Origin of the sequence: Micromonospora sp. DT53 (assembly GCF_049841535.1) — a bacterium.
GTDB lineage: Bacteria > Actinomycetota > Actinomycetes > Mycobacteriales > Micromonosporaceae > Micromonospora.
The window spans coordinates 14,904-39,934 of sequence record NZ_JBNCKM010000003.1 but is presented as its reverse complement, the minus strand read 5'-3'; the positions used below and the strand labels follow the sequence as shown (position 1 = coordinate 39,934).

Here is a 25,031-nt window from a genome sequence, read left to right as displayed (position 1 = left end):
GACGCTTCCTCACGTTCAGACAGAACGATCGTCGCGTCCCGAGGGCACGCCCCCAACATCATTTCGCTCGCAGCTTTAAGTCAGGTCGATCCAATAGTCCAGGTCCACGAAATCGGCACGCATCACAATCTCTGCCACCTCGACCACCCGATCGAGGACGTACGTCTGCCGAGTGATCACCGCTACGTGAACACCGCCAGGGATGCGCAGAGCGTCGACCTCGTTAGGAGTAGGCAACCGCCACCGTGGTCGTTCCCGGATTCCGGTGATCGTGTGCCCGAGGCTGTGCAGCTGCGATGTGTTACCGCCTGGCCAGGGCTCGTTCTCGGGGTCGGCTACCGGAGTGCCAGCGACCATGTCGAGCAGCAGGCATGAGACAGACATCTGCTGCGGTACACCATGCGTACGGAACAGGAAGTGACGCTCCAGGAGCCTCGTTTCCGGCTCCACTCCGAACAGTTCGGCCTGCACTTTCGTGGCCGGCACTTCTCGGAAGTCCTTGTCCAGGGTGTACGCGGACCAGTCGACCTTCTGATCTGCCGTGAAGGAGGTGCCCAGCTCACCGCTACGAACCTGCTCCAACTCTTCGCGGTAACGCTCGGAGGCCAAGCGACGGACCGGCACGATCGGACGCGCGTAGGTGCCCCGCCCAACCTCCGTCAGTGCCAAGCCCTCAGCCCGCAGCAGCGCCAGCGCTTCACGAACGGTCCCCCGCGCGACCGAGAACTCAGCCATCAAGGTCGACTCGCTGGGCAGCAGAGAACCAGCCGGGATGACACCAGCCTCGATCCGGCGGCGCAGCTCATCAGCGACCAGCCGGTAGCGGCGCGGCTGTGGGTGCGGGGTAGGCACGCCCGTCACCGTACTCCCGATCTACCCAACCGCTCGATCACCACGACACGAACCCTACCTGTCTAGACAGGCTGACTAGACGGGCCTACGGTTGCGGTGTGGCCGGCACACAGAGCGATCTAGGGGTAGGCATTCGGTGTCGGCCACCTCGTACTCTCGGGAGGCTGAGCGTGTGTCGGTGGAAGTGGTACCCGCGTCCAGACGAGCCGGTTGATGTTGTCGACCTCCACAACCGCTCCAAGTGTCCTCAATGTCGCCCCGGTGGCTCCGGCTCGAAATTGAACGGCGCGAGCCTGGCCCTGAAGGCGTGGCGAGCGAGGAAGCCGGCATGAAGGCCGGCGACCTCCTACGGATCGACCGAGCGGCAAGCATTCAGTTCAGGACCCCCATCACCGTGCGTCTGATCAGAGTTCTCGATTGGATCACCTACGACGGCTGGGCCTGGATCGACTGTTATCAGCTCAACAGCAGAGGTGACGCCATCGCACGACGCGAGCTGTACCTGATGCCCGAGCGGGTGCAGGTGCTGTCACCTCCATCACCCAGGCCCGCTGCCGCCAGCCGGTAGCGTGGACCATCATGGCCACCAGCGTCGACGTGCGTCGGGACCTCGCCAGCCTCGCCGATCCACGTCGAGCCGAGGCGTCGAGCCGGTTCCTGCAGATGGTCCCCGGCGGGTACGGCGAGGGCGACCGGGCTCTCGGTGTCTCCGTGCCGGACCAGCGCAGGGTGGCCGCCCGGTACTGGCGCGACCTCCCGCTTTCCGAGACGACGAGGCTGCTCAGCGACGGCGCGCACGAGGAGCGGCTGACCTCGCTGCTCATCCTGGTACGGAAGTTCACCAAGGGCGACGAGCGGGAACGGGGGCAGATCTTCGACACCGTCCTGACCAACACCTGTCGCATCAACAACTGGGACCTGGTGGACTCGTCCGCGCCGTACATCGTCGGCCCCTGGCTGATCGACAGGGACCGGAGTGTCCTGGATCGGTTGGCCGCGTCGAGCCTCGTGTGGGACCGGCGGATCGCCGTCATGGCGACCTTCGCCTTCATCAAGGCTGCTGACTTCGAGTGGACCTTCCGACTCGGCGACCGGCTGCTGCACGACCCGCACGACCTCGTCCGCAAGGCGGTGGGCTGGATGCTGCGCGAGGTGGGGAACCGGGACAGAGCGGCGGAGGAGGAGTTCCTCGCCCGCCGCTACCGGGTCATGCCACGCGTCATGCTGCGGTACGCGATCGAGAAGTTCGAACCGCAGCGTCGCCGCGAGTACCTGTCCGGTGCCCTCTAAAGGACCGGCTCTGCGGGTGGGATCGGGAAGTTTCGGTTGAAGACGTTGTCCGGGTCGTAGGTGGCCTTGATGGCGCGCAGCCGGCCGAGGGTGGGCTCGGGCCAGGCATCCAGCAGTCGAGCCGGATCGGTGTCGCTCTCGAAGCTGAGATACAGGCCGTCGAGGTGCGCGTACAGCTCGGCCCAGAGCTTGTCCAGCTGGGGCCTGCGGTCCGGGACCGTGGCGGCGAGCACCGAGAAGTTCTGCTCCCGGTGCGGGTACGCGGTCGCGTCGCGGGCGACGTCGTTGACCGCCCCGCCGACGGACCGGAGCTGCATGATCATCACGTCGCCGGAATGGATCATGTTCTCCATGAGGTCGGCGGCCTGCGGCGTGACGTGGTGCAGCAGACCGCTGCGGGTGTCGCGCAGCCCCTGGCCACGGTGCTGGTTGCCGGGCGGCACGACGATCGCCGGGTACGGCACGAGCTGCGCCTGCTGATCGAGGATCGGCCCGATCTCCAGGAACGGGCTCAGGGCGGACTGCGCCGCCTCGACGTCGTCACCGGCGTAGACGAGCGTGACCTGGGCGGCCGGTGGGTCGCCGCGGCGAGCGGGAAAGAGGGAGAGGAAGCTGGTCAGCTCCCGTGGCGCGTCCTCGACGAGCTGGCCCCACCGGCGCAGCAGTTGGGCGGTGTCGGTCGCGTCGGCGACGAGCTGGGCGTAGACGACGTTGTCCACCTCGTACGCCTCCAGCTCGAGCGCGGTGACCACACCGAAGTTCCCACCGGCGCCCCGGACGGCCCAGAACAGGTCGGGGTGGTGCTCGTCGTCGACCCGGAGCAGGCGGCCATCCGCGGTGACGATCTCGGCGGCGACGACGTGGTCGATGGTCAGGCCGTGCTTGCGCGCCAGGTATCCGACGCCGGCGGTGGTGGCGAGACCACCGACGCCCACGTCCCCGTAGTCGCCCGAACTCATGGCCAGGCCGTACGGGGCGAGCGTCTGGGCCACGTCACCCCACCGGGCGCCCGGCTCCAGCCGCACCCGACGGGTCGTCCGGTCGAGCACCTCGACCTTGTTCATCCTCGACATGTCGATGACGACTCCCCCGTCGTTTGTCGACCGGCCGCTGATGCCGTGCCCGCCGCTGCGCACCGACAGCGGGACGTTCTGCGTCCGGGCGTACGACACGGCGTCGATCACCTCGGCGGCGTTCTGCGGACGGATCACCAGGGCAGGGGATCCGTGCCAGCTGTAGGTGTGGCGCACGCGCTCGTACTCCGGATCACCGGGCTCGACGGACCTGGTGGCCAGCGACGTGGGCAGCGCGTCGTAGTCGAGGCCCGGGTGCCGCTCGGCCAACACGACGGTCGTGCGGGCCGGCGCGGTGCCGACCGCACCCCCGGTGCGCTCCTTGGCGACCGCCTCCCGCAGCGCGGGGGCGATCTCCTGCCCGAGGGTCTGGATGAGGCGTGGGTCGTCGCGGCCGATCAGGAAGGTGCTGAACCCCTCCCCGAGGACCAGCGGAAGGAGCTGGTCGACCCACTGCTCGACAGGCCCCTGGAGGAAGCCGCGGCTGCGCGCCGAGACGTCGACAGTGAACAGGTTGAGCAGCCGTCGGATCTCCCGAGGCTCGCGGCCCGCCGCGCTGGCCGCCTCGTCGATGAGCCGGTTGGCGGTCACCCGGTCCGGGGAGCGCAGGTATTCCAGCGTCGGGAGCCAACCGTTGGCCTTCTGGCCGGTCAGGGCCAGCATCTTCGGCTGGTACGCGCCGAGCCAGATGTCGATGTCGTGTGCCGGCTTCGGGCCACGCCGCATGCCCGGTACGGGGTAGTACTCCCCGTCCCGCCGCAGCGGCCCGTCGGCGGTGTCGTCCCAGACGCCGCGCAGGACGTCGATCGCCTCCCGCAGGGCCGCGACCCCCTGACCCGCGGTCAGCCGACGGGCCCCCATGCCCTCGATCCCGTCCCAGAACGCGCCGGCGCCGAGACCCATCTCGAACCGGCCGTGCGACAACCGATCCAGGCTCGCGGCGGCCCGGGCCAGCACGGCCGGCGGACGCAGCGGCAGGCTGAGGACGTTTCCCGAGATCCGGAGCCGTTGCGTGCGGGCGGCCACCCAGCTGAGCAGGGTCCAGGTGTCGAGGAACTCCGCGTTGTAGGGGTGGTCCTGGAAGGTGACCAGGTCCAGCCCCGCCGCCTCGGTCAACTCGGCCAGGGCCACCACCTGGTCCGGGTCGTGCACACTCGGCGTCAGGAACGTCCCAAACCGGATTTCGTGCCCGTAGTCCGACATCGCTTCACCATCCACGCGATCGTTTGATCAACCTATCATGTAACCAGCCTATCGTTTGTGAAACAACACATCTTCCCCGACGATCATTCCTGGACTGCCGCGATGCTGGAGGTTGACCAACCTGCCGACCACTAGCATCGGGACATGTCCGTGACCGATCCCTGCGAGCTGCCGGCCGACCGCAAGCGCGGCTCGAACTTCGGCTGGTCTCTGGGCATGGTGCTGCGCCGCTGGCACGAGCGCGTCGAGGAACTACTGCGGGACCTGCCACACGGCAGTCGGGGCTACCACATCCTGGCCGTCGTCGTACACGAGGAGGTGCCCACGCAGGGTGCCCTGGCCGCCCGCCTGGCCATCGACCGCAGCGTCCTGACGTACGTCATCGACGACCTGGAAAACGCCGGCCTCATCGAGCGTCAGCGTGATCCCCAGGACCGGCGCGCCCGACGGATCGTGGCCACCGAACGCGGCCGTCAGACGCTCGCCGAGGCCGAGCGCCGGGTCGCCCACGCCGAGGACCACGTGCTGGGCGGGCTGCCCGAGGAGCAGCGCGACGTCTTCCGTGACCTCGCCGACCGCGCCGCCCAGGCGATCCACGCCGCCGCCCCCGCCACCGACCCCTGCGTGGCGGTGCGGAGCGTCCTACCTCCGTCCGACTGACAGCGTCAGCGCTTGCGGCCCACCCCGCCGAAGGCGTCGACGTCGGCAGGTGTGTCGACCGCGTCGTCGGGTCGCCACTGCGGGCACGGCACGACCCCGGGCCCGACCAGCTCCAGGCCGTCGAAGAAGCCGGCGATCTCGTCAGGCGAGCGCAGGGTGTACGGAGTCGCCCCGCTGTCGTTGTAGTCGTCCTGAGCCTGCTGAATCTCGGCGCTGATCAGGCTCGTGCCGTCGTTCAGTGAGAGGTAACTGCCGTTCGGCAGCGCCGCCAACAGTTGCCGCGTGATCGAACGGGCCGTCTCGTAGTCGGGCACGTGGCCCATGACGCCACTGAGGATGAGACCGATCGGCTGCGCGAGGTCGAGCGTCCTGCCGGCCTCGGCGATCACCGCGGCCGGGTCGTGCAGGTCGCCGTCGATGTAGGCGGTCCTGCCCTCGGCCGTGCCGACCAGCAACGCCCGAGCGTGCACCAGCACCAACGGGTCGCTGTCGACGTACACGATCCGCGCGTCCGGCGCGATCCGTTGCGCCACCTCGTGGGTGTTGTCAGCGGTCGGCAGCCCGGTGCCGACGTCGAGGAACTGGCGGATGCCCGCCTCGGCGGCGAGAAACCCGATCGAGCGGACCAGGAACTGCCGAGAGGCGCGGGCCACGTCGACGACGCCGGGGAAGACCTGCCGGTACTGGTCCCCGGCCGCACGGTCGACCGCGAAGTTGTCCTTGCCACCGAGCCAGTAGTTCCAGATCCGTGCCGAATGCGGCACCGACGTGTCGATCTTCTGCTGCGCGCCAGCCTCGGCTTGGCCGGTCGTCGGCGATTCCATGGTCACGACGAACCTCCCAAGTCGAACGCGTACACGACGTCGTCGCGGGACAGCCCGGTCGAGGAAGTGACCACCCGTGACCGTGCCACGGTATAGAAGACCGAGGATCCACACAAAACCCGGCCACTCCACAAAAGACAGAGGCCGGTTGACTCGTTCGCCATGCTGGAACGGAGGCCCCTGATTCCGTACCAGCTGAGGAGGACCACATGCGCAAGCCGGTCAAGACCGCGGCAGTCCTCTTCGGGCTGGGCGTCGGCGTCGCGGTCGGCCCATCCCTCGGAGCGGATGTGGTCTGGCCCGGAGTCGCGGTCGCGGCGCTCGGCATCGGGCTCTCCCTGATCGGTACCACAGAGTCCGACCTGGTGGGAGACGGCCTGGCCGACCGCGACGAACCCGCCGGGGCGGCCGGCGACCGAACGGCTACGGGTACGGCGGGCGTCGCGAAACGACAGCGGTCCAGCCCGGACAGGCCGACACTCAGCGGCCTGGGCACCCGGGTGGAACAGATCCTCAAACTCGCCGAGACGCAGGCCGACGACCACCTCAACGCCGCGAAGCTCGACGCCGAGAAGATGGTGGGCGCTGCCCGCCGGGAGGCGGAGGCGATCGTGAACCGGGCGCACGAACAGGCGGCCGTCCCTCCCGCGAGGGAGTGACGTCCCCTGTCGGCGGGGTCCGCCCACTGCCTGGCGCCGACAGGATCGGTGCATGACGACATCGACACCGATCGTCGGTCGGACCGTCCACGGCCTGACGTACGCAGTGCTCGGCTGGGCCGTGGCATACGGGGGCGTGCGTCTGGCATGGACGGTCGGCGAGGCTCCACGGTTCGGGCGGCTCGGGCTGGACCTGGTCGGCTTCACCGGCTGGTGGTCGGTGGCGTTGTGCGCGGCCGCGGGCGGGCTGGCGGTCATCCTGGATCGGTTGGCGACCTGGCGGCCGGTTCTCGCGGGGCTCGCCTGGACGGTTGCCGGCGCGCTCGTCGCGGCGGCTGCGATCCTCCTGCCGGAGCTTGTGGGTTTCCTGCTGCTCACCGTCGGCCCGTTCTTCGACCCGACGGCGTTCGCGAGTCGGCTCGTGTGCGTCAGCGGAGCGGTCCTGCTCGGTCTGGCCACCGCCCGCTACCAGCGGCGCACCCGCGGCGACTGCCCGGACTGCTGCCGGACGGTCCGGCCGGGTGCGCGACGCCCGTCGGCCGCGCGGTGGGCGCGCTGGGCCGCGTGGGCCGCGGTGGGCGGTCTCGTGACCCGCTTCGCGGCACAGTTCGTGGTGGGGTTCGACCGCGTCGACCAGAGCGCCTCAATGCTCGGGTTGGAGGTCGGCCTGGTGCTGGCCGGAGTGCTGTTGCCGCTGGCGCTGGTGCACCACTGGGGTGAGGTCTGGCCGGGGTGGGTGCCGCTGCTCGCCGGCCGCACGATTCCTCGCCCGCTGCTGCTGGTGCCCGGATTCGGGCTCGGCGCGGGCATCGTGGCCTACTTCGGCATGGGGATGGTGCAGGTGGCGTCGGGCTCGCACAGCGAATTCTCCGACCCGTTCCTGTGGGTGGCGATCTCGGCGTACCTCGTCATGGGGTTGGGTCTGCTGGTCGCGTCCACCGACTACCACCTGCGCACTCGCCGACAGTGCGGCACCTGCGGCCGGTGACGGCAGCACTGGCTACCGACCGAACGCATTGACAGGAATCGTTGGACGAATTAGCTTTCTGGAACCGGGCACTTGGGAGCGCTCCCAATTCTTTCACCTCCCCACCACCACTGAACCTCGCCGCAGACGAGCCCTCCCGAGGCGTGGACACCACCACCACCAGTTCAGGAGGAGTTTCGTGAGACGAAGAAGAGGGACAAACACCGCCCTGGTGTCGGTCGGCGCCGTCCTGCTGGCATCGGCGGCGGTCGCCGTGGCGATGCCGGCGGGGGCCGCAGCCGCCGGCTGCAGGGTGGACTACAGCGTGTCGTCACAGTGGCAGGGCGGCTTCGGCGCCAGCGTCACCATCACCAATCTTGGTGACGCGGTGACGGGTTGGACGCTGGCCTGGAACTACAGCGCCGGACAGACCGTCACGCAGGCCTGGAACACCACGCTGACCCAGAGCGGCACCGCCGTCACCGCCAGGAACGTCAGCTACAACGGGGCCATCCCGACCAACGGCACTGTGTCGTTCGGTTTCAACGGCTCATGGACCGGCAGCAATCCCGCTCCGACCACCTTCACTCTGAACGGGGTGGTCTGCACCGGTGGCACCGAGCCGACCACGCCGCCGACGGACCCGCCAACGGACCCGCCACCGACCGGGCCGGCGGACATCACGGTGAACAGCGCGACCAAGTACCAGACCGTCGACGGGTTCGGGGCCGCGCAGTCCATCTGGGGCAGCGCCTGGTCGACGACGGACACGCAGACGCTCGTCGGGATGGGCGCCAACCAGTTGGGGCTGTCCATCGTGCGGACCGGCCTGTCACCGGAATCCAGCGAGTGGGCGACACACGTCAACTCGCTGAAGACGGCGAAGTCGTACGGGTCCAACGTGAAGATCCTCGCCTCACCGTGGACCGCGCCGGCGGCGTGGAAGACAAACAACAGCCGGGTCAACGGCGGCAAGCTGAAGACCGACTACTACGACGACTACGCCAACCACCTGAACAGCTACGTGCAGTACATGCGTGGGCAGGGCGTACCCATCGACGTCACCTCGGTGCAGAACGAGCCCGACTGGCACCCGGACTACGACTCGATGGACTGGAGCGGCACCGAGCTACGCACCTTCGTCCGGGACCAGGGCACCAAGGTGCAGAACACCAAGCTGATGGTCGCCGAGGCGGTGAACCTCAACTACAACTTCACCGATCCGACCCTCAACGACTCGACCGCCCGCAACAACATCGGCTACATCGGCGGGCACCTGTACGGCACCGAGGAGTCGGGCCGGCTGCGCCCGTACTCCCTGGCCCAGCAGTACAACAAGCCGGTGTGGATGACCGAGTGGAACCTGCACGCCGCCGACGGTGGCGGCTCCAACATCTGGGGCAACCCCGCCAACGCGGCGGTCTGGAACGAGACCCTGGACGACATCATGCGCACCGTGCACAAGTCGATGGAGGCCAACTGGAACGCCTACATCTGGTGGTACGGCAAGCGCTACTACTCCTTCATCGGTGACGGCGAGTCGGCGTTCGGCACCGTCGCGGGCGCTCCGCTCAAGCGCGGGTACGCCTTCTCGCAGTACGCGAAGTACGTCCGCCCCGGCTATCAGCGGGTCGCCCTGACGAAGAGCTCCAAGGCCTCGCCGTTGGAGGTGACGGCCTACCAGGGCGACGGGAAGATCACCCTGGTGATCCTCAATCGCTCGAACAGCGCGGTCAACAACGCCGTGATCCAGGCCCCGCAGAACGTCAGCCGGGCCGAGCACTACCTCACCTCGCAGAACGCCAACGCGGCCAGCCAGCCGACAAGCGTGAACGGCGGTCAGGCCACCATCAACGTCGGCGCCCGCAGCATCTCCACACTCGTCTTCACCCTCTGAAACACCTCGTTCGACCCGAGCAGGATCGACGTCACGGGGGCCCCGGCCACACGCCGGGGCTCCCGCCCGTCGGCGGCCATCCGGTGGCGGCCCTGGCCGCTCAGGTGCCGGTCCGGGTCGGCGGCGCCGTGCTCTGCCGCACCACGAGCTTGGGGATGACAAGCGGCAGGCGCTGCGGCACCGTGTCGTCGATGGCCTGGGTGACGGCCGTGATGGCCCGTCGACCGACCGCGTCGAAATCCTGCTGGATCGTCGTCAACGGCGGGATGAGGTAGGGCGCCTCCGGAACGTCGTCGAATCCGACGACGGAGACGTCCTGTGGCACCCGCCGCCCGCGTTCGTGCAGCGCGCGCAGCACGCCGATGGCCATCTGGTCGTTGGCGGCGAACACCGCGGTGGCCCTGCGCATCGCACCGATGCGCAACCCGGCGACGTAGCCGCTGTGCGCCCTCCAGTCGCCCTCGACCGGCTCCGGCGGGCGTAGGCCCGCCGCACTCGTCGCCTGACGCCACCCTTCGAGGCGGGCACGAGCCTCCGCCCAGTTGAGCGGGCCGCTCACGTGCACGATCTCCCGATGTCCGAGGTCGAGGAGGTGCTCGGTGGCCATCCGGGCACCGAGCACCTGGTCGACGCCCACGGTCACGCTGGCCCTGGACAGGTCGCCCTCCACGACGACGAAGGGGACACCCGAGCGCGTCATCCGCACCACCTCGAGAGCCTCGTCGTTGCCGGCGATCATCACCACGCCCTCCACGCCGACGCGCATGAGGTGTTCGGTGGCGTCGCTGAGCGCCCGTACCGTCACCTCGGAGAGGCTCACCGACGTGGCGAAGTAGCCGGCCGCGCGGGCGGCGTCCTCGACGCTGCGATGGATGCTCGTCGGACCGAACAGCGTCCTGGCCGTGCCGATGATGCCGATCATCCCGGACCGTCCGCGGACCAGCGCGCGGGCGGCCGTGTTGGGGCGGTAGTCGAGCCGTCGGATGGCCTCGAGGACCCGCTCCCGCGTCTCGCGCCTGATGCTGGGCGCCCCGTTGATGACCCGGGACACCGTCTGGTGTGACACGCCCGCCAGGCGAGCGACGTCGGCCATGACCGGTGGCCGGTCGGCCGCTGTCACAGCGGCCTTTGCGTGAACTCGCACTGGCGGGCCGTCCGTTCTTCCATGGGATCAGTTCCTCGTGGGCCTCGTCCGAACGTGACCGTCAGTGTGAGTGACGGGGCACCGCACTGCCGCTGCCACCGACGAGAAAGTCGAGGTCCGCGCCGCTGTCGGCCTGCAGGACGTGCTCGCTGTACAGCCGTACCCAACCACGGTCGGCCACCGGCTTCGGAGGCCGCCACGCGGTGCGGCGTTTGGTGAGTTCCGCGTCGTCGACCAGCAGGTCGAGACGGCGCGTCGAGACATCGACGGAGACCAGGTCACCGGTACGGACCAGCGCGAGAGGGCCGCCCACGGACGCCTCCGGCGCCACGTGCAGGATGCAGGTGCCGTAGCCGGTGCCGCTCATCCGAGCGTCGGAGATCCGCACCATGTCCGTGATGCCGTCGGCGAGCAGCCGTCGTGGCATGGGCACGTTGCCCACCTCCGGGAAGCCGGGGTAGCCCCGTGGTCCGGCGTTGCGGACGACGATCACCGTGTCGGGGGTGACGTCGAGGTCCGGGTCGTCGGCGGCGACGACGTAGTCCTCGATCCGGTCGAAGACCAGCGCCGGGCCGGTGTGCGTGAGGAGGTGGGCGGAGGCGGCGGAGACCTTCAACACCGCCCCGGACGGCGCGAGCGAGCCGCGCAGCACGACGGTGCCCGAGCCGGCGGGCTGGAACGGCTCCTCCAGGGTGCCGATGACGTCCCGGTTCCAGCACTGGGCGCCGTCGACGTTGTCCGCCACGGTGCTGCCGCTGACCGTGACGTGGTCCATGTGCAGCAGCGGGGCGAGTTCCTTCATCACCACCGGAAGGCCGCCCGCGTAGGCGAAGTCCTCCATCAGGTACTTTCCGGACGGCATCAGGTTGACGAGCATGGGCACGTCGGCGGTGAGGATGTCGAAGTCCTCCAGCGACAGGGGGACGCCGAGGCGTCCGGCGATCGCGAGCAGGTGGACGACCGCGTTTGTGGAACCGCCGATCGCGGCGTTGACCCGGACGGCGTTCTCGAACGCCTGCCTGGTGAGCACCGACGACAATCGTTGGTCCTGTTCGACCATGGCGACGATCCGGCGTCCGGCGGCGTGCGCGAGCGCGTACCGCCGGGAGTCGACCGCCGGCACGGCGGCCGCCCCCGGCAGCTGCACGCCCAGGGCCTCGGTCACGCAGGCCATCGTGGAGGCCGTCCCCATGGTCATGCAGTGGCCCCGGCTACGGGACATGCCGACCTCCGCCTCGGAGCAGTCGGCCGCGGTCATCCGGCCGGCCCGCATCTCCTCGGTGAACCGCCAGACGACAGTGCCCGAGCCGATGTCCTGGCCGCGGAACTTGCCGTTGAGCATCGGACCGCCGGTCATCATCAGGGTCGGCAGGTCGACGCTCGCCGCTCCCATCAGCAGGCCGGGAGTGGTCTTGTCACAGCCGGAGAGCAGGACCACCCCGTCGAGCGGGTTGGCGCGGACGGACTCCTCCAGCTCCATCGCCAGCAGGTTGCGGTAGAGCATGGTCGTGGGTCGCATCAGCGGCTCGCCCAGGCTCATCGCCGGGAACTCCAGCGGCAGGCCCCCGCTCTCCCACACGCCCCGCTTCACCGATTCGGCAAGGTCGCGCAGGTGGGCGTTGCAGGGTGTCAGCTCCGACCAGGTGGTGGCGATGCCGATCACCGGGCGACCGTCGAAGACGTCGTCCGCGAACCCCTGGTTGCGCATCCAGGAGCGATGGATGAATCCGTTGCGGCCTTCCGCGCCGAACCACTGCGCGCTGCGCAGCGGTCGATTCGTCGTCGACATCAGCACACCTCTCTGTCATCCGTCCGGCCGCATCCTCTGCGGCGGCGATCAATGCCCGTGGTGGATCGGCTGGTGACGCCGGCGCGGCCTACCGGAGACCGCCGACGGACAGGCCGCCGCGCCAGTGTCGTTGGAGGCTGAAGAACGCGATGATCAGTGGGATCACGGACACCAGAGAACCCAGGATGATGAGGCTCCACAGCGAGGTGCCTCCCGAGTTGTTCGCGGACGCGATTCCCTGCCAGAGGCCGAGGCCGACGGTGACGGGGAAGAGCCGGTTGTCGGAGAGCATGGCCAGGGGCAGGAAGTAGTTGTTCCAGGACGCCACGGCCGACAGGAGCAGCACCGTGACCACCGCGGGACGCATCAGCGGAAGGGCGATCTGAAAGAACGTCCGCAGCTCCCCCGCGCCGTCGACCCGCGCCGCGTCCAGGAGTTCGTCGGGCACCGCGTCGCGCGCGTACACGTGCATCAGGTAGACGCCGAACGGGTTGAGCAGCGACGGGAGGATCACCGCCCAGACCGTGTTCGTCAGGCCGAGCCGGGAGAACATGATGAAGGTCGGGATGACCAGGGCGGTGGCGGGCACCATCAGCGCGCCGAGCACGACGGCGAAGCTGAAGCGTCGGGCGGCGAACCGGTACTTGGCGAACCCGTAGCCGGCCATGACCGCCAGGATCGTGGCGCCGACTCCGCCGGCGATGGCGTACAGCGTGGAGTTGAGGATCCACCGGAGGTAGATGCCACCGTCGTAGGTGAAGAGCTGCCGGAGGTTACCGAGGTAGTCGATCTGGTCGGTGAACCAGAGGGTGTTGCCGCCGCCGAACAGGCCCGGCGCGTCCTTGGAGCTGTTGACGATGACCCACCAGAACGGTACGAGGAAGTAGATCACCAGGAAGCCGAGGAGGATCTGCAGAGGGAGATAGCGCTGCGGTCGGCGGGCGCCTGCGCGGACGCTTGTGTGGTCGGTCATCAGAGGAAGCTCCTCCGCTTGCGGGTGAAGAACAGGAAGGCGTACACGCAGATGAACACGATCCCGCCGAGGGCGAAGGAGATCGCGGACCCGTAGTTGAAGTTGGCGAGCGAGAACGCCTGTTGGTACGCGTACATGTTCGGGGTGAAGTCCGAGCCGATGGCGCCCGCGGCGAGGTATCGCAGGATCTGCGGTTCGTTGAAGAACTGCAGGGTGCCGATGAGCGAGAAGACCAGGATCAGGATCAGGGCGGGCGCGATCAGCGGGATCTTGATCCGCGTCGCGATCTGCCACCGCCCGGCGCCGTCCATCCGGGCCGCCTCGTAGAGCGTCGGGTCGACGCCCTGCAACGCCGCGTACAGGATGATCATGTAATAGCCGGCCCACTGCCAGGTGACGACGTTGAGCAGCCCGTAGAAGATCAGGTCGCTGCTCAGGAAGTCGGGTGCGGTGGCGCCGAACAGCCCGAAGATGTCGGTCAGCGGGCCGAAGCCCTTGCTGTAGAGGAACCCCCACATCACGGCCCCGATCACCGTGGGGATCGCGTACGGAAGAAAGATCATGAGGCGGGAGAAGCGGGCGAACAGGGTGGTGACCGCGTCCAGAATGAGGGCCAACGCGAGCGCCAGGACGATCTGCAGCGGGATCGAGACGAGCGAGAAGCGGATGACGAACCACGCCCCGGACAGGAAGCTCGGGTCGCTGAACGCCTTCACGTAGTTGTCGAAGAGAACGAAGCTGGTGCCGCCGATCAGCTTCTTCTGAAAGAGACTGAGGTACAACGCGTACGTCAGCGGCGCGATGAGGAACGCCAGGAACACGACCCCGAATGGCCCGACGAAGAGCCACCCCATCAGGTGTTCGCGGAGGTGCACCTTGCCACGGATCTTGCGCGTCTCATTCTGAGTACGCGGTGCGCGCTTCTCGGTCAGGGATGTCATCTTGGTCTCCGGGACGTGGACGCTGAGGGGTGGAGGGTGGGCCGGCCGACCAGTGCCGGCGCGGCCCACCCATCCGGTCACTGAACTGTGAAACCTTGTTCCTTGGCGTACTTCGCCACGTCCTCCTGGAGCCGGTCGGCAGCCTGCGAACCGGTGACGGAGCCCTTGATGATCTCGCTGGCCTGTTTCTCCATGGCGTCGAGGTAGTACTGACCGAACGGGGCGTACGCCATGCCCTTGTAGGCGTCGGCGGCGGGAAGGTAGACCTCCTTGTTCGCCTGCTGGCCGTTGAAGAACGCCACCTTCAGGTCGGCGAACGCCGGGTCCTTGAGCGCCGTGAGGTTCAGCGGGAAGATGATCTGGTTGGTCCAGCCGTCGGTGAGCGACTCCTTGTCGGCGTAGAGCCCGTAGGCGACCTTCGCGGCCAGCTCCGGCTTCTTCGCCTGCTTGGTCACCGAGAAGGCCGACCCACCCCAGTTCACCTGCACCGGCTTGGCCGGATCCCACTGCGGCAGCGGCGCGACCGCGAACTTGCCGGTGTCCTGCCCCTTACCGACGCCCGCGCCGGTGAGGTAGCCGGGCGCCCACGCCGCCGAGATGTACGTCGCGTAGTTGCCGTTGATCACGCCGGAGATGTACTCCGGGGTGAACTGGTTCTGCGTACCGACCAGGCCCTTCTTGGCGAGGCCGCCCCAGTAGTCCAGGACGTCCTTGGACGCCTGGTCGTTGAGCTTCACGCCGATCGCCTTCGGCTGCGCCGGGTCGTAGGTGAAGGGCGTGGCGCCCTTCTGGATCTGCAGCGCCATGGTGAGCGCCGGGACGTTCGCGCCGAGGTCTCCGAACAGTGGGCCGCCGGCGTCCTTCACCTTCTGCGCGGCCTGCTCGTACTCGGCCCAGGTCTTCGGCGGCGTGACCTTGTACTTGTCGAAGATGTCCTTCCGGTAGATCATCGCCACCGGGCCACCGTCGACCGGTACGCCGTAGACCTGGTCGCCGACCGACACGTCCTTCCAGGCGCCCTCGCTGTAGTTGGCCTTGACCGCGCCGAAGCCGTACTGCTTGATGTCGACAAGCGCGCCCTGGATCTGGAAGGTCGGGATCCGGTCCGCCTCGACCATGATGACGTCAGGCGCGCCGGTGCCCGCCGAGATGGCGGTCTGGAACTTGTCGTACTCGTCGCCGCCCTGGCCGACGTTGGTCCAGCAGACCTGCACATCGTCGTGCTGCTTGTTGAAGTTGTCCACGACGAGCTGGGTGTTGGGGTACCAGCCCCACATCGTCACGACCGGCACGTTCTGCTTGGTGATGGTGTTCGTGCAATTGCTCGCGTCGCTGCCGCCGTCGTCTGAGGAGCAGGCGACGAGGCCGCTCCCCGCCGCGAGCATGGCTACCGTGGCGAGTATTCGTCTTCTCTTCATTGAGATGGTTCCCTTCGGCGATGGCGGTGCACAGCATCCAGACGCTGGCGGGCGCCACCGGGGCAGGAAGCCCTGCTCCCGGTGGCGTCGCCGGCGACGGCTCCTAGCGTTTGAACAGACGCGGCGCCAGGTCGATGAGGTTCTTCTGCCACACGTCCCAGCCGTGCGGCCCGGGGGTGACCCCGTCGAACTCGTAGCGGATACCGAGGTTGTCCAACGTGGTCAGCGACGACATGAAGCTCGGGTACACGAAGTCGGTCTGGTCACCGACGTACAGGCGCAGCATCTTGGTGCCGTTGTTGATCGCCTCCACGTCGACACCGGTGCCGCTGCCGAACCCGGCCGACAGGGCCGCGACGTAGGCGAACTCGCCCGGGTAGGCCCGCAGCACGCCCAACGCCTGCCCGCCGCCCATCGACAGGCCGGCGAGGGCCTGCTGCGACGGATCGCTGGAGATGTGGTAGCGGGCACGGGCCGTCGGAACGATGTTCTCCCGCAACTCCCGGTTGAAGTTCGACGAGTTGCCGTTGCCCATCACGACGACCATCGGCGTGAGGTCGCCGTCGAGGAACTGGTGGTCGAGGATCTGCTTGGCGCGGCCCATCTCGACCCAGTCCGTGTAGCTCTGGCCGCTGCCGTGCTGGAGATAGAGGACGGGGTACGGCTGCGCCCGGCCCGGGTCGTACCCCGGTGGGGTCCACACCAACGCGGTGCGGTCCTGGCCGGCCACCGTGCTGGTGTAGGTCATGCTCTCGACCTTCCCGCCGCGACCGGCGGGTACGTCCGACAGCAGTCGGGCACCCGGCCCCGGGACGAGGAAGGTGCTCCACATCGGTTCGGAGGTGACAGTCGCCGGGTTCGAGGTGTCCTTGAACGCGACCCGGTCCACGATCAGCCGGTAGTAGTAGAACCAGGGCTTCAGCGGGCCCACGGTCGCCCGCCACCGGTCGCCGTCGCGGGTCAGGGGCACGCGCAACCAGCTACCGCCCGGCGCCCAGTTCGCCCATACCGTGACGTGCTGAGCGTCCTTGAAGTCGGTGGTCGTCTCGAAGGTGACGAACCCGTCCTCGTTGACGAACGGCGTCGGGGTGGTGCCGGCCGGCGGCGGGGTGAACTCCCGCTTCAGCGGCTGGTGACCGGGGCTCGGCCCGTGGTCCGACACGTGCCGGAACACCCGCGGCACGAAGTCGACGAGGTTCTCCTGCCAGGTGCGCCAGGTCGCGCCGCCGTCCGGGTTGACCCCGTCGAACTCGAACCGGACGTCGGCTCGGTCCAACGCCTTCGTCAGCCGGTAGGTGGTGTTGTGCGCGGGATCGGTGACGTTGCCCGTGTACAGGCGCAGCAGCTTGACGCCGCGGTTGATCGCCTTGGCGTCCTTGCGGTCGATCGCCGGAGCCGACGTGCCCGAGAACGAGCCGACGTAACCGAACTGGCCCGGCTTGGTGAGCGCGGCCCGCAGTGCCTGCGTGCCACCGTCGGACACGCCAGCGATCGCCTGGTGCTCCGGATCGCGAAGGACCCGGTACCTGTCGGCGACCGCCCTGCGGAGGTCCTTCAACTCCTTGTCGTTCGAGGCGTTGGCGTCGTTGATCACCACCACCATCGGGCTCATGGCGCGCGCGGCCGACAGGTTGTCGAGGATCTGCTTGGATCGACCGAGGTCGAGCCAGTCGGTGGCGGCCACACCGTCACCCGACTGCAGGAAGAGCGTCGGGTAACCCTTCGGGCCCTTGGCCGCGTAACCCGGTGGCGTCCAGACCAGGGCCGAGCGCTGCGCGTTCCTGGTCCGATAGGTAAGCGTCTCGATGTTCCCGCCGGTGCCCGACGGCGCGTCGACCAGCCACCGCGCCGAGTCCCCCGGGACGAGGAAGGTGCTCAGGAGCGGGTTGGACGCGACACTCGTGCCGTTCGTCGGGTCCTTGACGGTCAAGGTGTCGTCGGCGGTGACCTGGTAGTTGTACAGCCCGGGCTCCAGCGCGCCGAGAACACCCGACCAGGCGTCACCTCGGCGGGTCAGCCCGAATTCCGCCCAGGTGGCGGACGGGCCGAAGTTTCCCTCGACGACGACCTGCGAGACGGTGCCCAGCTTCTCCTGGACGTACGCGGCCGGGACGGTGAACGTGGCGTAGCGGTCTGCCGAGACGTCCAGCCACGGCGTGTCCGCCGCCGCCGGTTGCGGCGCGAGGAGCACCGCCGCGGTGGCGATGACCCCGGCGGTGAACGCCGCCGAGAGCCGCCGGCGTACGCCCAGACGGCGTGGGCGCCCGTGATATCGTTCGGTAGTCACACTCCACTCCTTTCAATGTGCCGGCAGCGGATGCGACCCGACTGACCGGCTCAGTTCAACTGTGGATCTGGCCGTGTGTGCTGCGTGCACCTCCTTCAGGTTGCTGCCGCGCTCTTCGGCGGTGCGGTCGAGCTGCGCACGACGAGGCTGGTCGGAAGCACGATCTGGCTCGGCTCGTCCCACTCGCCGGTCACCAGTGACTTCAGCATCCGCGCGGCTTCGTACCCGAGCTGATACATCGACTGGTCCACTGTGGTCAGGCCCGGCTGGGTCAGCGCCGACTCGGGGATGTTGTCGAACCCGACGACGGACAGGTCCCCCGGCACCGAGAGCCCCAACTCCATGGCGACCTCCAGAACCTTGAGGGCCATCCCGTCGCTCGCCGCGAAGATCGCCGACGGCGGGTCCGGTCGTTGCAGCAGGGCGCGCGCCAGCGGGGTTGCCGACTCGGGGTTGAAATCCCCTCGGCCGATCAGCGTCGGGTCGACCGGGACGCCTGCGGTGGTCAGCGCGGCGCGGTAGCCCTCCTCCCGGGACCAGGCCGAGGCCAGGCTGTCGCGGCCGGCGATGAACCCGATGCGTCGATGACCCAGGCCGAGCAGGTGCTCGACCGCGGTGGTGGCGCCCGCGAGGTTGTCGGAGATCACCGAGGGTGCCGTCGAGCCGCGCACCGGGTCGATGGCCACGACCGGCGTCCGGGTCCGGAAATCACCCCAGGGCGTGACGACGATGCACCCGTCGGTGAGGGTGCCCGACAGTCGGGTCAGGTGCCGCTGTTCCCAGCCCTCCGAATAGGAGCCGTAGAGGTCGCTGTTGGCGTAGATGATCAGATCGAAGCCCGAGCGGCTCAGCGCCTTCATCACGCCCTTGAGCACCTCCGCCGTGTACGACTGGAAGCTGTGCGCCACGAGGCCCAGAACGTTCGTGCGACTGCGCCGCAGGCTGGTGGCCACCAGGCTCGACTCGTAGCCGAGCTGCTCGATGGCGGAGCGCACCTGAGCGACCGTGCGAGCGCTGACGCCGTAATGCCCGTTGACGACGCGCGAGACGGTGGCTGTGGAAACGCCGGCAGCTCGGGCGACATCACTCATTGTTACCGGCGCATTGACTTCAATCATGCGGCTCTCTCTGGACTGCAATCGTTATCGGTTACGTTTCCAGGATGTTGCCAACGTAACCGAGAACGATTACGAACACAAGACCTCCGCATCTTTAGTCAACTGCCGGGAAGAGGTCCTAAGCGGATGCTGGCAAGGGCGCGGTGAAGCCCGTTTTCCACGCCGGTTCTACCCGTTGACAACAGGACGGCACACTCCGTCAAGAACCATTCCGCGACCCGGGTGAACGATCACAGCTGCCGAACTTCGGCGGTCCCGGAAAAGACCTTCGGCGTCGGCCGTTCCGGGTCCGCGCCGACGACAAAGGTGCCGGCGTGGGTGTGGTCGGCAGCCGAGAAGCCGACGTACACCTCGATCTGCCCGGCCTCCACCGCGTAGGCCATGCTCCGGTCGTAGAAACCGAGCTGGCCGGTGGGTAGCGCGAACCGCACCGTCACCCGCTGACCGGCGGCCGCCGCGACGCGGGCGAAGGCCTTCAACTCCAGCACCGGCCGGGTGATCGTGGCCTGCGGGTCGCGGACGTAGAGCTGCACGACCTGCTCCCCCGCCCGGTCTCCGGTGTTGGTGACCGTGACCTCGACACCGACGCTGTCCCCGGCGCGGACCTCGGCGTTCTCCACCACGGCGTCGTCGATGGCGAAGGAGGTGTAGCCGAGGCCGTGACCGAAGACGTATCGCGGGGCGACAGGCGAATCCACGTAGTCGCCGTGCCAGTGGGACCGTCCGCCGGACACCTTGTGGCCGTAGAAGACGGGGATCTGCCCCACACCACGGGGGTACGAGATCGGCAGCCGGCCGCTCGGGTTCACCTCACCGAGGAGCACCTCGGCGATCGCCTGCCCACCGGTCTCCCCCGGCAACCACGCCATCAGCACCGCGGCGCACTCCTCGTGCAGGAAGTCGCTGCCCACCGGCCGGCCGGCGACGAGCACCGCCACGACAGGCGTGCCGGTGGCGACGACGGCACGGACCAACTCTTCCTGCACGCCCGGCAGGTCCAGGCTGGACCGGTCGCGCGACTCGCCCGTGGTGGCCCCGGGCGTCAGCCCCGAGCGATCCCCCAGGACCAGCACCGCGACGTCGGCCGCCGCCGCGGCCGCGACCGCCTCGGCGAACCCGTCCGTCGACGGATCGCGCACATCGCAGCCCCGCGCGAAGCGCAGCCGGTCACCCAGCCGCGCCGCCAGTTCGTCACGCACCGTGGGCACACCGTCGGTGCTCTCGTCGATCTCCAGATCGTCCGGGATCGTCATCATCTCGCCGAGCAGGCCACGCCGCTTACGCGCCTCGACCAACGCCTCGATGTGGGCCGCGAACGAGTAGTCGCCGAGCAGGTGTCGGGCGTCGTCGGCGTTCGGGCCGATGAGAGCGACAGTTCCGGCTTCCCCGAGCAGCGGCAGGACGCCGTCGTTCTTGAGCAGGACGAGGCTGCGACGGGCGATCTCCAGCGCCACGTCCCGGTGCCGCTCGGCGTTCGCCGTCGTCGCGGCAACGTCCTCGTCGACGTACGGGTCCTCGAAGAGCCCGAGTTCGACCTTGTGCCGAAGGACCCGCGAGACCGCCTCGTCGAGCCGGGCCGCACTGACCTCGCCGGCGTCCAGGGCGCGGCCGAGGGCGTCCGCGTACGCGTCCGTCGCCGGAAGCTCGACGTCCACGCCCGCGCCGAGGCCCACCGTCGCGGCCTGCTGCTTGTCCTGTGCGAAGTGGTGGTACGAGTGGAGGTCGTTGACGGCGAAGTAGTCCGACACCACGCTGCCGGTGAAGCCCCACTGGCCACGGAGGACGTCGGCGAGGAGTTCCTGGTTGGCGTGACACGGGACGCCGTCGAGCTCGTGGTAGCCGGCCATCACCGACTGGAGCCCGCCCTCGCGGACCGCCGCCTCGAACGGGTACAGGTACACCTCGCGCAGCAGACGCGGCGGCAGATTGGCCGGCGCCCAGTTCAGCCCACCCTCGGACGCCCCGTAGCCGACGAAGTGCTTGGCGGTGGCGAGGACGCCGTCGGTCAGGTCGACGCCCTGCAGGCCCCGGACGAACGCCACCCCCATCCGGGACACCAGGTACGGATCCTCGCCGTAGGTCTCCTCCGTGCGGCCCCACCGTGGGTCACGCACCACGTCGAGCACCGGCGAGAGCCCCTGGTGGCTTCCCATGGCGCGCATCTGGGCGCGAACGGCGTCGGCCAGCTGGCGGTTGAGTTCCGGGTCCCAGGTGCTCGCGACGCCGATCGCCTGCGGGAAGATGGTCGCCTCACGGGCCATCACCCCCGAGCAGACCTCCTCGTGCACGATGGCCGGGATCCCCAGCCGGGTCTCGGTGACCAGGAAGCGCTGGATGGCGTTCGCGGCCCGTGCCACCTGCGCCGCCTTCAGGCTGGTCGCGCCGGCGACGCGGGTCACGTGCCCCAGGCCGTGTCGAAGGATCGGCCGGGCCCGCTCGACCGCGAACCGTCCGCCCTCCAGCAGGGTGAACGCCCAGGTGCTGCCCAGTTGCGCGAGTTTCTCCTCGCGGGTCATCCGGGCCAGCAGATCCGACACCCGTTCGTCGACGGGCGCGGTCGCGTCGGCGTAGGTCGCCTCGATCTCCGGCTCGACAGTGGTCACCCGGTCACCCCAATCACCGCGACACGCTGGCCGGCCCAGAACATCGATCCAGGTGCCGTGTTCCCTTACGTAAACGTAATCGGTAACGTTTACATAGATCGAGAACGTAATCGAAGACGATCACCTTGTCCAGAGCTCACACTGCCTCCACCACCCCTCGGTCCAGGCGCTCGGGCAGAGATCCCGCGTCGGACCTCGCACGAAGGAGCCAGCCCTGAACACCGACCTCGACAGCGCGCCGGACAACGTCGTGAACACGGCCCGCCTGACCCTGGACCCCCGCCGACGCGTCGCACCGGTGCCGCGCCGGCTCTTCGGCTCGTTCGTCGAACACCTGGGCCGCTGCGTCTACACCGGAATCTACGAGCCGGGGCACCCGACGGCCGACGCCGACGGATTCCGGGGCGACGTCCTCGCCCTGGTCCGCGAGTTGGGCGTCACCACGGTGCGCTATCCGGGCGGCAACTTCGTCTCCTCCTACCGCTGGGAGGACGGCGTCGGCCCGGTCGACAAACGGCCGGCGAGGCTCGACCTCGCCTGGCACAGCCTGGAGACCAACGCGTTCGGGCTCGACGAGTTCATGCGCTGGGTCGGCAAGGCCGGCGTGGATCCGATCATGGCCGTCAACCTCGGCACCCGTGGCGCCGCCGAGGCCGTCGACCTGCTCGAGTACGCCAACCACCGCGGCGGGAGTCACCTCGCCGACCAGCGCCGCGACAACGGCGCGGCTGACCCGTACGGGATCAAGCTGTGGTGCCTGGGCAACGAGATGGACGGCCCGTGGCAGGTGGGCCAGCGCAGCGCGACCGAGTACGGTCGTCTCGCGGCACAGACCGCGAAGGCCATGCGCCGCTTCGATCCCGACCTCGAACTCGTCGCCTGCGGCTCCTCACACCTGGGTATGCCGACCTTCGGCAGCTGGGAACGCGACGTGCTGACCGAGGCGTACGACGACGTCGACCTGATCTCGCTGCACGCCTACTACCAGCCGGCCGACGACGACCTGGCCAGCTTCCTCGCCTCGGCCGAGGACATGGACAGGTACATCGACGCCGTCACCGCCATCGCCGACTCGGTCGGGGCGATCCGTCGGTCGACCAAGAAGATCATGATCGCGTTCGACGAGTGGAACGTCTGGTACCAGTCCGCCGCACCGTCCACGCCCCCGAGCGGCGAGGACTGGCCGGTCGCGCCGGTACTGCTGGAGGACCACTACAGCGTGGCCGACGCGGTGGTGGTCGGCGGCCTGCTCATCAGCCTGCTGCGGCACAGCGACCGGGTGAGCGCGGCCTGCCAGGCCCAACTGGTAAACGTCATCGCACCGATCATGACCGAGCCGGGCGGCTCGGCCTGGCGCCAGACCATCTTCCACCCCTTCGCCCGCACCGCACGGCACGCCCAGGGCGCCGTGCTGGACGTGCTGCGCGAAGGCAGCACGACGACCACCGACCGCTACGGTGAGATCGACGCGGTGGACGCGGTCTCCACCTGGGACGACACCACCGGGGAGATGACCGTCTTCCTCGTCAACCGCGTCCTCGACACCCCGGCCGAGGTGACCATCGACGTCGCCGGCGCCCAGGTGAGCGACATCGTCGAGTGCGTCACCGTCGGCGGCACCGACCTGCACGCCAAGAACACGGCCGATGGCCCGGACCACGCCGCGCCGCGCCCCAACGGCACGGCACGCGGCGCCGACGCCAGCGTCCAGCTGACTCTTCCGCCCGCGTCCTGGACCATGCTGCGACTGCACGCCACCGACACGACCCGGTGATCGGCTGACGAACGGTCCCGGACGTGCCCCGGCCGCGCACACCCTGGCAATCACCAGGGGTGCGCGGCCGAGGGCTTCCCCACCACAGGGAGTACGGGGTCCAGCCTGGGACTACCGGGCCTCGACCGGGGAGCTGTGGGAGTCGTTGAAGAGCGTGTCGCCCTGGTAGCGGGCGACCACCGGCGCGTTCAGCTCACCATGGAGTGTCTTCTTCAGCCGGGCGACGCCGTGCTGCACCCGGGCCGACCCGAGGTGCGTGTCACCGGCGTAGAAGTCGACAGTCGTGGGTGAACGCTTGACGTCCTCTCTGCCCTGGAGGGCGGAGATTCCGGTCTGCTACGCCCCCGAAGGGGCAAGCTCCCGGCGGGTTACCGCTTCCCTGCGCGGTGCCGGCACGGGTGCCGGTCTTGCCTGCGCTCCACGGTCGTTGAGGTCCGCCCGTCCGGCGGCCCTGATGTTCTTGGCGGCGTTCACGTCTCGGTCGTGCAGGCTGCCGCATGGGCAGCCCCACGTCCGGACGTTGAGCGCCATCTTGTCGTTGATCCGGCCGCAGGCCGAGCACATGCGGGTCGACGGGAAGAACCGATCTACCCGGGCGAAGGTGCGCCCGCGCCGGGCGGCCTTGTACTCCAACATGGCCACGAACTGCGACCACCCAACGTCGTGCACCGACTTCGCCAACCGTGTCCGGGCCAGACCGGTCACGCACAGGTCCTCGACGAACACCGCTTGGTTATCGCGGATGATCTGCGTCGAAAGCTTGTGCTGCCAGTCCCGCCGGGTGTCGGCCACCTTCGCGTGCGCGCGGGCGACCTTCCGGACAGCCTTCTTGCGGTTGTTGCTGCCCCGCTGCTTGCGGGACACGCCCTGCTGCAACCGGCGCAACTTGCGGGCCGCACGACGCAGGAACTTCGGCGCGCTCACCTTCGCCCCGTCGGACATCACCGCGAAGTGCGTCAACCCCAGATCGATGCCGACCTCCGAGTCCAGCTCGGGCAACGACTGGTCGGCGGTCTGCACCACGAACGAGGCGAAGTGCCGACCGGCGGCGTCTCGGACCACCGTCACCGACGTCGGCGCAGCCGGCAGCTCCCGCGACCAACGAACTTCCAGATCGCCGATCTTCGGCAGCCGCAGTCGACCGTTGCCGAGGACCTTGAACCGGGCGTTGGCGGTGAACCGGACGGCCTGCCGGCTGTCCTTACGGGACCGGAACCGGGGAGCGGCGACCTTGCGACCCTTGCGCTTGCCCAGCACCGAGGCGAAAAAGGTGCGGTACGCGCTGTTCAGGTCCGCCAGGGCCTGCTGCAACACCACCGACGACACCTCGCCCAGCCACGCCCGCTCCGGAGTCAACTTCGCCACGGTAACCCGCTTGGACAACTCGGCGTCCGTCGGATACGGCAGGCCAGCCTCGTGTGCTTCCTGTCGCACGCGCAGCCCATCGTTGAACACCACCCGCGCGCACCCGAACGCCTTCGCCAGCGCCTCACGCTGGGCGCCATCCGGGTAGAGCCGGTAGTTGTACCGAAGCTGCACGCGTCGATTCTAGCGTTGGT

General features: G+C 68.8%; 20 protein-coding genes. 7 read left to right on the top strand and 13 right to left on the bottom strand.

Translation table 11 applies throughout. From position 1 onward, the window contains the following. Nucleotides 1-75 precede the first annotated feature (75 nt). A complete protein-coding gene (locus ACLQ3B_RS11605) occupies nt 76-852 on the bottom strand; it encodes a GntR family transcriptional regulator (protein WP_425779969.1) in 777 nt (258 codons plus the stop codon). Between the two features lie 328 nt (nt 853-1,180). On the opposite strand from ACLQ3B_RS11605, the gene ACLQ3B_RS11600 reads away from it, so the two are divergent. Both ACLQ3B_RS11600 and ACLQ3B_RS11595 read left to right on the top strand, forming a co-directional pair. Next, the gene (locus ACLQ3B_RS11600) at nt 1,181-1,420 is read left to right on the top strand and encodes a hypothetical protein (protein WP_425780873.1); all 240 of its coding nucleotides are present in this window, start codon (nt 1,181-1,183) and stop codon (nt 1,418-1,420) included. Nucleotides 1,421-1,431: 11 nt separating this feature from the next. Next, entirely contained in the window at nt 1,432-2,142 is a 711-nt protein-coding gene (locus ACLQ3B_RS11595; RefSeq protein WP_425779968.1) for a DNA alkylation repair protein, read from the top strand. Here the strand turns inward: ACLQ3B_RS11595 and ACLQ3B_RS11590 are convergent. Continuing rightward, nucleotides 2,139-4,418, bottom strand: coding sequence for an LLM class flavin-dependent oxidoreductase (locus ACLQ3B_RS11590; RefSeq protein ID WP_425779967.1), 2,280 nt, complete (start codon nt 4,416-4,418; stop codon nt 2,139-2,141). The genes ACLQ3B_RS11595 and ACLQ3B_RS11590 overlap by 4 nt on opposite strands. Before the next feature lie 144 nt (nt 4,419-4,562). Here ACLQ3B_RS11590 and ACLQ3B_RS11585 point away from each other — a divergent pair, with 144 nt between their 5' ends. Then, a complete protein-coding gene (locus ACLQ3B_RS11585; protein ID WP_425779966.1) occupies nt 4,563-5,078 on the top strand; it encodes a MarR family winged helix-turn-helix transcriptional regulator in 516 nt (171 codons plus the stop codon). Between the two features lie 5 nt (nt 5,079-5,083). Here the strand turns inward: ACLQ3B_RS11585 and ACLQ3B_RS11580 are convergent, their stop codons facing one another. After that, entirely contained in the window at nt 5,084-5,902 is an 819-nt protein-coding gene (locus ACLQ3B_RS11580) for an SAM-dependent methyltransferase (RefSeq protein ID WP_425780871.1), read from the bottom strand. A gap of 209 nt (nt 5,903-6,111) precedes the next feature. On the opposite strand from ACLQ3B_RS11580, the gene ACLQ3B_RS11575 reads away from it, so the two are divergent. The 3 genes from ACLQ3B_RS11575 (at nt 6,112) to ACLQ3B_RS11565 (ending at nt 9,425) form a co-directional block, all read left to right on the top strand. Further along, nucleotides 6,112-6,561 carry a hypothetical protein gene (locus ACLQ3B_RS11575; protein WP_425779964.1) on the top strand — a complete coding sequence of 150 codons (450 nt, stop codon included), beginning with the start codon at nt 6,112-6,114 and terminating at the stop codon, nt 6,559-6,561. Nucleotides 6,562-6,613: 52 nt separating this feature from the next. After that, nucleotides 6,614-7,549: a hypothetical protein gene (locus ACLQ3B_RS11570; protein ID WP_425779962.1), complete on the top strand. Its 936-nt coding sequence runs from the start codon at nt 6,614-6,616 to the stop codon at nt 7,547-7,549. A gap of 178 nt (nt 7,550-7,727) precedes the next feature. Further along, complete coding sequence (locus tag ACLQ3B_RS11565; RefSeq protein ID WP_425779960.1) at nt 7,728-9,425, top strand: cellulose binding domain-containing protein; 1,698 nt, start codon at nt 7,728-7,730, stop codon at nt 9,423-9,425. Nucleotides 9,426-9,525: 100 nt separating this feature from the next. Here ACLQ3B_RS11565 and ACLQ3B_RS11560 read toward each other — a convergent pair whose 3' ends face one another. The 8 genes from ACLQ3B_RS11560 to ACLQ3B_RS11525 all read right to left on the bottom strand — a co-directional run bounded on the left by ACLQ3B_RS11560 (nt 9,526) and on the right by ACLQ3B_RS11525 (nt 21,698). Continuing rightward, the gene (locus ACLQ3B_RS11560; RefSeq protein WP_425779958.1) at nt 9,526-10,518 is read right to left on the bottom strand and encodes a LacI family DNA-binding transcriptional regulator; all 993 of its coding nucleotides are present in this window, start codon (nt 10,516-10,518) and stop codon (nt 9,526-9,528) included. 112 nt (nt 10,519-10,630) lie between these two features. Continuing rightward, nucleotides 10,631-12,358, bottom strand: coding sequence for an IlvD/Edd family dehydratase (locus tag ACLQ3B_RS11555; RefSeq protein WP_425779956.1), 1,728 nt, complete (start codon nt 12,356-12,358; stop codon nt 10,631-10,633). Between the two features lie 88 nt (nt 12,359-12,446). Then, entirely contained in the window at nt 12,447-13,331 is an 885-nt protein-coding gene (locus tag ACLQ3B_RS11550) for a carbohydrate ABC transporter permease (protein ID WP_425779954.1), read from the bottom strand. Further along, a complete protein-coding gene (locus ACLQ3B_RS11545) occupies nt 13,331-14,272 on the bottom strand; it encodes a carbohydrate ABC transporter permease (protein ID WP_425779952.1) in 942 nt (313 codons plus the stop codon). The genes ACLQ3B_RS11550 and ACLQ3B_RS11545 overlap by 1 nt, the downstream gene beginning before the upstream one ends. 77 nt (nt 14,273-14,349) lie before the next feature. Further along, nucleotides 14,350-15,690, bottom strand: coding sequence for an ABC transporter substrate-binding protein (locus ACLQ3B_RS11540; RefSeq protein ID WP_425779951.1), 1,341 nt, complete (start codon nt 15,688-15,690; stop codon nt 14,350-14,352). A 103-nt stretch (nt 15,691-15,793) separates the two neighbouring features. Then, nucleotides 15,794-17,977 (bottom strand): alpha/beta hydrolase, encoded by a 2,184-nt coding sequence (locus ACLQ3B_RS11535; RefSeq protein ID WP_425779949.1) that lies wholly within the window; start codon nt 17,975-17,977, stop codon nt 15,794-15,796. Between the two features lie 95 nt (nt 17,978-18,072). Beyond that, nucleotides 18,073-19,068, bottom strand: coding sequence for a LacI family DNA-binding transcriptional regulator (locus tag ACLQ3B_RS11530; protein ID WP_425780870.1), 996 nt, complete (start codon nt 19,066-19,068; stop codon nt 18,073-18,075). Nucleotides 19,069-19,325: 257 nt separating this feature from the next. Further along, nucleotides 19,326-21,698 (bottom strand): glycoside hydrolase family 3 N-terminal domain-containing protein, encoded by a 2,373-nt coding sequence (locus tag ACLQ3B_RS11525; RefSeq protein WP_425779948.1) that lies wholly within the window; start codon nt 21,696-21,698, stop codon nt 19,326-19,328. A 250-nt stretch (nt 21,699-21,948) separates the two neighbouring features. On the opposite strand from ACLQ3B_RS11525, the gene ACLQ3B_RS11520 reads away from it, so the two are divergent. Beyond that, nucleotides 21,949-23,472 carry an alpha-N-arabinofuranosidase gene (locus tag ACLQ3B_RS11520; RefSeq protein ID WP_425779946.1) on the top strand — a complete coding sequence of 508 codons (1,524 nt, stop codon included), beginning with the start codon at nt 21,949-21,951 and terminating at the stop codon, nt 23,470-23,472. 111 nt (nt 23,473-23,583) lie between these two features. Here the strand turns inward: ACLQ3B_RS11520 and ACLQ3B_RS11515 are convergent, their stop codons facing one another. Both ACLQ3B_RS11515 and ACLQ3B_RS11510 read right to left on the bottom strand, forming a co-directional pair. Further along, the gene (locus ACLQ3B_RS11515; protein WP_425779944.1) at nt 23,584-23,709 is read right to left on the bottom strand and encodes a hypothetical protein; all 126 of its coding nucleotides are present in this window, start codon (nt 23,707-23,709) and stop codon (nt 23,584-23,586) included. Nucleotides 23,710-23,808: 99 nt separating this feature from the next. Beyond that, nucleotides 23,809-25,011, bottom strand: a complete 1,203-nt coding sequence (locus ACLQ3B_RS11510; protein ID WP_425779942.1) for an RNA-guided endonuclease InsQ/TnpB family protein — start codon at nt 25,009-25,011, stop codon at nt 23,809-23,811. Nucleotides 25,012-25,031 lie beyond the last annotated feature (20 nt).

Bases quoted from the DNA above. Each gene is read 5' to 3' on its own strand.
- ACLQ3B_RS11600 (WP_425780873.1), top strand. From the start codon at position 1,181: ATGAAGGCCGGCGACCTCCTACGGATCGACCGAGCGGCAAGCATTCAG.
- ACLQ3B_RS11595 (WP_425779968.1), top strand. From the start codon at position 1,432: ATGGCCACCAGCGTCGACGTGCGTCGGGACCTCGCCAGCCTCGCCGAT.
- ACLQ3B_RS11590 (WP_425779967.1), bottom strand. From the start codon at position 4,418: ATGTCGGACTACGGGCACGAAATCCGGTTTGGGACGTTCCTGACGCCG.
- ACLQ3B_RS11585 (WP_425779966.1), top strand. From the start codon at position 4,563: ATGTCCGTGACCGATCCCTGCGAGCTGCCGGCCGACCGCAAGCGCGGC.
- ACLQ3B_RS11580 (WP_425780871.1), bottom strand. From the start codon at position 5,902: ATGGAATCGCCGACGACCGGCCAAGCCGAGGCTGGCGCGCAGCAGAAG.
- ACLQ3B_RS11575 (WP_425779964.1), top strand. From the start codon at position 6,112: ATGCGCAAGCCGGTCAAGACCGCGGCAGTCCTCTTCGGGCTGGGCGTC.
- ACLQ3B_RS11570 (WP_425779962.1), top strand. From the start codon at position 6,614: ATGACGACATCGACACCGATCGTCGGTCGGACCGTCCACGGCCTGACG.
- ACLQ3B_RS11560 (WP_425779958.1), bottom strand. From the start codon at position 10,518: ATGGCCGACGTCGCTCGCCTGGCGGGCGTGTCACACCAGACGGTGTCC.
- ACLQ3B_RS11555 (WP_425779956.1), bottom strand. From the start codon at position 12,358: ATGTCGACGACGAATCGACCGCTGCGCAGCGCGCAGTGGTTCGGCGCG.
- ACLQ3B_RS11550 (WP_425779954.1), bottom strand. From the start codon at position 13,331: ATGACCGACCACACAAGCGTCCGCGCAGGCGCCCGCCGACCGCAGCGC.
- ACLQ3B_RS11545 (WP_425779952.1), bottom strand. From the start codon at position 14,272: ATGACATCCCTGACCGAGAAGCGCGCACCGCGTACTCAGAATGAGACG.
- ACLQ3B_RS11540 (WP_425779951.1), bottom strand. From the start codon at position 15,690: ATGAAGAGAAGACGAATACTCGCCACGGTAGCCATGCTCGCGGCGGGG.
- ACLQ3B_RS11530 (WP_425780870.1), bottom strand. From the start codon at position 19,068: ATGAGTGATGTCGCCCGAGCTGCCGGCGTTTCCACAGCCACCGTCTCG.